The sequence below is a fragment of the Sphaerimonospora cavernae genome (assembly GCF_042435035.1).
Lineage (GTDB): Bacteria > Actinomycetota > Actinomycetes > Streptosporangiales > Streptosporangiaceae > Sphaerimonospora > Sphaerimonospora cavernae.
Genome location: NZ_JBHMQT010000038.1, coordinates 84,890 through 91,368, shown reverse-complemented (window position 1 = coordinate 91,368; position 6,479 = coordinate 84,890). Strand labels below are relative to the sequence as shown.

The window sequence follows — 6,479 nt, the reverse complement described above, 5'->3', positions numbered from 1 at the left end:
CCTACCGGTGGCTACCAGTCCCGAGTCTGCCGGATGGCGACTCTCTAACACTCATTAGGAGATATCGGGTGGCAAGGGAGAAAGAACCCCTTCCGGGCCGCTATCCGGTGACCTTCGGGGAGGTCGAGCTCCTGCGTGACCTCGATCGGCCGGATGGATGGATGCTCACCATGGACGGCGTCCCGCAGTCGTACGTGGATCTGAGCGATCCGACCTACATCGATTTTTCCTATGTCCAACTGATGGCCCACGTGATCGACTGCCTGCCCGAGGGCCCCCTCGACGCCGTCCACGTCGGCGGGGGCGCCTGCACGATCCCCCGCTACATCTCGGCGCGCCGACCGGGGTCGCGGCACCTCGTGGTGGAGCCGGACGCCGGTCTGGTGCAGCTCGTCCGCGACCAGCTCCGGCTCAAGTCGGTGCCCAGGCTGAAGGTACGCATCCTGGACGGCCGCGCCGCCGCCGCCGGGCTTCCGGACCGGTTCGCCGACCTCTTCGTGCTGGACGCCTTCTCCGGCGCGACGATGCCCGTTGAGCTCGCCACCACGCAGTACATGGCGGAGGTCGCCCGGATCCTGCGACCGGACGGCACGCTGCTGATCAACGTGGCTGACGGGAAGGGCCTGGCCTTCGCCAAGCGGGTCGTGGCCACCGTCACCGAGGCCTTCCCGCACGTCGCGCTGCTGGCCGAGCCGGGCGTCTTCCGGGGCCGGCGCTTCGGCAACCTGATCGTGGCGGCCTCGCCCGTCGAACTGCCCGTCGGGCCGCTCACGAGGAAGGCCGCCGGCGGCGCCGTACAGGCCAGGTGCGTGTCCGGCGAGGACCTGACCCGGCTGGTCGCGGGCGCGCGCCCCATCCGTGACGGTGATGCCGTGCTCACCCCCGTGCCGCCTCCCGGCCTGTTCGATTAGACCCGATCAGGTCTGGTGGTCGGCGACGATGGCGTCGATGCGTGCGGCGAGCGTGAAGTCGAGATCGGTGAGGCCCCCCGCGTCGTGAGTGGTCAGCGCCAGGTGCAGCGTGCGCCAGCGGATGTCGATGTCGGGATGGTGGTTCATCGCCTCGGCCTGCTCGGCGATGTCGTTCACGATCGCGATCGCCGTACGGAAGTCGGGGGCGACCACGGTCCTGCGGATGGTGTCGCCGTCCCGCCGCCAGTCGGAAACATCGTTCATGACTCCCACGACACCATGGACCAGGAAAACCTGCCAACCCATCAATCCCCCAACAGAAAACGGAGCGGTCGATGCCCTTGCAGATGATCGGCGCACCCGGCGATCCCGATCTGATCCGTCTCCCGTGGGATCTCCCGCTGGAGCAGTGGCCCGAGCATCACCTGGTGGCGCTGCCCCGCGGCATCTCCCGGCACGTCGTGCGCTTCGCCAGGCTGGGCGGGCGCGTCTACGCGATCAAGGAGATCAGCGAACGGTACGCCAGGCGGGAGTACCGCCTGCTGTGGGACCTGGTCCGCCACGACGCGCCGTCGGTCGAACCGGTCGCGGTGGTGACCGGGCGGACCGCGGCCGACGGCTCCGAGCTGGACTCCGCTTTGATCACCAGACACCTGCAGTTCTCCCTCCCCTACCGGGCCGTGCTGTCGGGGACGGTCCGGCCCGACACGTTGACCCGCCTGCTGGACGCGCTGGCGGTCCTGCTCGTACGGCTCCACCTGACCGGCTTCTACTGGGGCGACTGCTCGCTGTCCAACACCCTCTTCCGGCGGGACGCCGGGGCCTTCGCCGCATACCTGGTGGACGCCGAGACCGGCGAACTCCACCCGGCCATCAGCGAGGGCCTGCGGGCGCACGACATCGAAGTGGCGCACGTCAACATCTACGGCGAGATGCTGGACCTGGAGGCGGGCGGGCTGCTCCACCCGACCGTCGACCCGCTCACGTTCGCCGATCAGCTCGTCGAGCGGTACGAACGGCTGTGGACCGAGCTGACCCAGGACGAGATCATCGACGAGGTCGACTGGCACCGGGTGGACCAGCGCATCCGCCGGCTGAACTCGCTCGGCTTCGACGTCGCCGAGATGATGGTGCGCCGCAAGGCGGGCACCTCGCGCCTGATCGTGCGCCCGAAGGTGGTGGACGCGGGGCACCACCAGCGACGCCTGCTGCGGCTGACCGGGCTCGACGTGGAGGAGAACCAGGCAAGGCGGCTGCTCAACGACCTCGACGCGTTCCGGGTGTCGAACGGCCTGCGCCACGAGGACGAGGCGATCGTGGCCCACCGGTGGCTCGCCGAGGTGTTCCAGCCGGTGATGCACGCGACCCCCGCCGAGTTGCGACGCAAGCTGGAGCCGGCCCAGCTCTTCCATGAGGTCCTCGACCACCGCTGGTTCATGTCCGAGGCGGCGGGCCACGACGTCGGCCTGGCCGCGGCCGTACGGTCCTACGTGGACAACGTCCTGGTGTTCAAACCCGACGAGAAGGCCGTCATCACCACCTCCGACCCCCTCTCGCCGTGAGGAGGTGGGCCAGGTAGGCGGCGGCGTCCGGGATGCGGTCCTCCCCGAAGACCCGGATGCCGCCGCGCTCCAGGAGCGCGGCGGTCACCCCCTGGCCGGGCGTCGTCCGGCCGCCGAAGGTGCCGTCGTAGATCCTCAGGGACCCGCACGACGGGCTGCCCTCCTTGAGGATCGCCAGCCTGGCCCCGGCCGACGTCGCGGCGGCCAGGGCCCGCCGCGCGCCCAGCAGGAAGGCGTCGGTCACGTCGTCACCGGCGGGCGTACGGATGCGAGCGGCGCCCTCCAGCACAGCCGCGCCGCCGGCGCCGCCCTCGATCTCGGCGGGAGGCCGGGGAACCGGCAGCCCGCCCTGGACCTCGGGGCAGAACGGGACGAGCCGCCCCTCCTCCCGCCACCTGGCGAGCAGTTCGTCGTCGCTGGTCTTGGCCCCTCCGTCGTACCGCACCCGGCTGCCGAGCAGGCACGCGCTGACCAGAATCCGCTCCATGTCTCCCATTCTGTACGGCTGCCGCTTCTGTACGGCTGCCGCCCACGTCCGGCCCTGGTGCCGGCCCGCGCGATCCCGGTGTCAGCAAAATATGAAGATAATTCAGGAAATATGAATTTCCATTCCCGGGATAACAATCCTCATCCTTCGTGAATAAAGGGTCTATCTCATCGCATTCTCGATCATCGGGTCACCTCCGGATACTCCTCTAATGTGGGCTGGGCTGAATCGGCGCATTTGCGAGGAGTTGCCGGTGATCCGGATCGAGGACTGCCTGTCGGAGGCCATGTCCATCCCGGGCGCCCTGCACGCGGTTCTCGTGAACCATGCCAGCGGCACGGCCGTGGCGATGGAGGGGGCGGCGGAGGGGGCTGCGGAAGGGACTCCGGACCCGGCACGGGCGGCGGCCGGGATGACGAAGGCGTTCCAGGCGATGCTCGACGGCATCGCGCTGGCGTCCGCGGGCGGGCGTGACCGGATCGAGGACGCCATCATCACGACCGAGACGAGCTACCACCTCATCCGGCCCCTGGATATGGCGGTGGACGGGCCGCTGCTGCTCTGTCTGCGCCTCGACATGGAGCGGGCCAACCTCGCCCTGGCCCGGCGGCAGCTGAGAACGCTCGCCCACGAGATGGACACCGGCCGCCAGGCGGAGACCGCCCCGGCACTCCCGCGGCGCATCCCGCGGCCGCCGCCACGCGCGGTCCCGGCTCAGATCCCTTCTGGGATCCCTGCCGGGGTCCGGGGAGAGATCCCGGGAGACCCCACCGACGTGGAACTGCTCCTCAGGCTGCGCGCCGCGCTGGAGGCGCTGCCGTGATCGTGCGCACCTGGTTGAAGCGACCCGGAAAGGCTGTCCCGATGGATCTGCGCCGCGACGTACACGAAGAGCTCGTCCTGCTCAGGAACCGTACGCCCGAGATCACCGGCGTGCTCGCCTGCACGGTGGACGGCATGCTCGTGACGACGGATCTGGCCGCCGAGACCGAACAGACGGCGGCACTCACCTCCGCGCTGCTCTCACTGAGCCGCCGGATGACCGAACTCGCCGGGGTCGGCGAGTTCGAGGAGACCCTGATCTCCGGCAGCCGAGGTCACACGGCCTGCTACGCCGCGGGCCGCAAGCTCGTCCTCACCGTCCTCGCGGGTCCGGGGGCCAACCTCGGCCTGCTCCGGATCGAGGGCCGGAAGACGGCGGCCAAACTCGCCGCCATCATCGAACCCGAATAGGAGAAGAAGAACATGGCGAACATCGACATCTCACTCAAGGACATGCTCGGCATCGACGGTGCGATCGGCGCCGCCGTGGTCGACTACGGCAGTGGCATGGCACTGGGCACGCTCGGCGGCGGCAAACACCTCGACCTCCAGATCGCGGCCGCGGCCAACACCGAGGTGGTGAAGGCAAAGCTGCGCGCGATGGAGGCGCTGAAACTCAACGAGGCGATCGAGGACATCCTCATCACGCTGAGCGGTCAGTACCACCTCATCCGCCCGATCACCGGACGGGGCGGCAAGGGGCTCTTCCTCTACCTGGCCCTCGACCGCGGCCGCTCCAACCTGGCGATGGCCCGCCACCAGCTCCGCGCGATCGAGGAGCAGCTGGAAGTCTGACCCTGGCTCACTCCGGGATCGGCGTCAAGCCGGGTAGGCGTGGGTCTCCGTCGCCTTGACGGCGACCCAGATCCGCTGACCGGGCAGCAGGTCGAGATCGGCGACGGCGGCCGCGGTCACGTCGGCCGAGACGCTGACCGGGCCGTCGAGCCCGACCCGGAACTGGTCGCCGTGCCGTTCGACTCCCGAGATGGTGGCCGACCACAGGTTCCGGGGCGTGCCGTCCGGCCTGCTGCGGAAGAGCGCCACCGCCGAGGGCGGGAACGCCACGAACACCGGTCCGGACAGCATCTCGGCCACGCTCAGCACCAGCGGCCCCGGACCGGGTTCCGGGGCGAGGCCGGGAGCGCCGATCGTGACCCGGTGCCCGTCCGCGTTTCCGCGGTAGAGGTTGAGCCCCACCAGCCGGGCGACGTAGTCCGTACGGGGATGTCGCGCGACCTCGGCGGGCGACCCCTGCTGTACGACTGAGCCGTTCTCCACGACCACGAGCCGGTCGGCCAGCACCATGGCGTCGAGCGGGTCGTGGGTGACGAGCACGGCCGCACCGTCGAACTCCGCCAGGTGGCGGCGCAACTCCGCGCGGATCTCCAGCCGGGTGTGCGCGTCCAGCGCCGCCAGCGGCTCGTCCAGGAGCAGCAGCCTGGGCCGTACGGCCAGGGCCCGCGCGAGCGCGACCCGCTGCGCCTGTCCGCCGGACAGCGCCCGGGGGCGGGCGTCGACATGATCGCCGAGCCCGACCCGTCCGAGCCACTCGCGGGCCAGGGCCCGGGCCGCGGCCTTGGCGATCCCCTGGCAGCGGGGGCCGAATGCCACGTTGTCGAGGGCCGACATGTGTGGAAAGAGCAGGTAGTCCTGGAACACCATCCCAATTGATCGCCGGTCCGGCGGCAGTTCGTGCACCGGCTGCCCGGCCAGAACGATCTCGCCGCGCGTGAGCCGTACGAGACCGGCGAGCGCGCGCAGCGCGGTGGTCTTGCCGGCGCCGTTGGGGCCGAGCAGCGCGATGACCTCACCCGCCGCGGCCGTCAGGTGGGTGTCGAGGCGAAACCGCTCCCGCTCCACCATCAGCCGGGCGCTCAGCATCTCCCCCTGCCTTGCTCCCCTCATGCCTTGATCCAGCGGTCGCGCAGGGTCGCGAGTACGGCCACGCAGACGGCCAGCAGGACCAGGCTCAACACGATCGCCGCCTCGGGATCGGTCTCCAGCGCCAGATAGACGGCGAGCGGCATGGTCTGGGTGGTGCCGGGGAAGTTCCCGGCGAACGTGATCGTCGCCCCGAACTCGCCGAGTGCCCGCGCCCAGCACAGTACGGCTCCCGCGACGATCCCCGGCCCGACGAGCGGGAGCGTGATCCGCCGGAACACCGTCCACCTGGAAGCCCCGAGCGTGGCGGCCGCCTCCTCGTAGCGCAGATCCGCGGCTCTGAGCGTGCCCTCCACGCTGATCACGAGGAACGGCATGGCCACGAACGCCTCGGCCACGACGACTCCCGCCGTGGTGAACGGCAGCGACAGCACGTCGCCGAACCATCGTCCGATCAGGCCGCCCCGGCCGAACACCAGCAGCAGCGCGACGCCGCCGACCACGGGAGGCAGGACCAGCGGCACCGTCACCAGGGCCCGGACCAGCCCGCGGCCGGGGAACTCCGCCCGCGCGAGCAGCCAGGCCAGCGGCACGCCGAGCACGAGGCACAGGGCCGTCGCCGCCGTCGCCGTCACCAGCGACAGCCGCAGCGCCTCCAGCACCCGCGGCTCGGCCAGCCGGGCGGGCAGCGTCGGCCAGGGTGCCCGGGCGAGCAGCCCGGCGAGCGGGAGGACGAGGAACAGCATCCCGGCCGCCGCGGGCACGGCCAGCCCCCACGGCAGGCCCTGCCCGAGACGCCGATCCGATTTGATCATT

9 protein-coding genes are annotated in these 6,479 nt (G+C 70.6%); 5 read left to right on the top strand and 4 right to left on the bottom strand.

Annotated elements, in window-relative coordinates; genetic code table 11:
- Positions 1-68: 68 nt before the first annotated feature.
- The gene (locus ACFHYQ_RS18500; protein ID WP_394302405.1) at positions 69-911 is read left to right on the top strand and encodes a spermidine synthase; all 843 of its coding nucleotides are present in this window, start codon (positions 69-71) and stop codon (positions 909-911) included.
- Positions 912-917: 6 nt separating this feature from the next.
- On the opposite strand, the gene ACFHYQ_RS18495 is transcribed toward ACFHYQ_RS18500, so the two are convergent.
- The gene (locus ACFHYQ_RS18495) at positions 918-1,175 is read right to left on the bottom strand and encodes a 4a-hydroxytetrahydrobiopterin dehydratase (RefSeq protein ID WP_394302404.1); all 258 of its coding nucleotides are present in this window, start codon (positions 1,173-1,175) and stop codon (positions 918-920) included.
- Between the two features lie 71 nt (positions 1,176-1,246).
- Between ACFHYQ_RS18495 and ACFHYQ_RS18490 the strand changes: the two genes are divergently transcribed.
- Positions 1,247-2,473, top strand: a complete 1,227-nt coding sequence (locus ACFHYQ_RS18490) for a DUF4032 domain-containing protein (protein ID WP_394302403.1) — start codon at positions 1,247-1,249, stop codon at positions 2,471-2,473.
- Here ACFHYQ_RS18490 and ACFHYQ_RS18485 read toward each other — a convergent pair.
- Positions 2,445-2,960, bottom strand: a complete 516-nt coding sequence (locus ACFHYQ_RS18485; RefSeq protein WP_394302402.1) for a 2-thiouracil desulfurase family protein — start codon at positions 2,958-2,960, stop codon at positions 2,445-2,447. The two genes, ACFHYQ_RS18490 and ACFHYQ_RS18485, sit on opposite strands and share 29 nt — an antisense overlap.
- A gap of 253 nt (positions 2,961-3,213) precedes the next feature.
- Between ACFHYQ_RS18485 and ACFHYQ_RS18480 the strand changes: the two genes are divergently transcribed.
- The 3 genes from ACFHYQ_RS18480 to ACFHYQ_RS18470 are packed head-to-tail and all read left to right on the top strand — an operon-like array spanning position 3,214 to position 4,577.
- Positions 3,214-3,783, top strand: coding sequence for a hypothetical protein (locus tag ACFHYQ_RS18480; RefSeq protein WP_394302401.1), 570 nt, complete (start codon positions 3,214-3,216; stop codon positions 3,781-3,783).
- A gap of 41 nt (positions 3,784-3,824) precedes the next feature.
- Positions 3,825-4,193, top strand: coding sequence for a roadblock/LC7 domain-containing protein (locus tag ACFHYQ_RS18475; protein ID WP_204014860.1), 369 nt, complete (start codon positions 3,825-3,827; stop codon positions 4,191-4,193).
- A gap of 12 nt (positions 4,194-4,205) precedes the next feature.
- Positions 4,206-4,577, top strand: coding sequence for a hypothetical protein (locus ACFHYQ_RS18470; protein ID WP_394302400.1), 372 nt, complete (start codon positions 4,206-4,208; stop codon positions 4,575-4,577).
- A 24-nt stretch (positions 4,578-4,601) separates the two neighbouring features.
- On the opposite strand, the gene ACFHYQ_RS18465 is transcribed toward ACFHYQ_RS18470, so the two are convergent.
- Positions 4,602-5,687, bottom strand: coding sequence for an ABC transporter ATP-binding protein (locus ACFHYQ_RS18465; RefSeq protein ID WP_394302399.1), 1,086 nt, complete (start codon positions 5,685-5,687; stop codon positions 4,602-4,604).
- Positions 5,684-6,478 (bottom strand): ABC transporter permease, encoded by a 795-nt coding sequence (locus ACFHYQ_RS18460; protein WP_394302398.1) that lies wholly within the window; start codon positions 6,476-6,478, stop codon positions 5,684-5,686. Before ACFHYQ_RS18460 ends, ACFHYQ_RS18465 begins: the two co-directional genes overlap by 4 nt.
- Position 6,479: the final 1 nt, after the last annotated feature.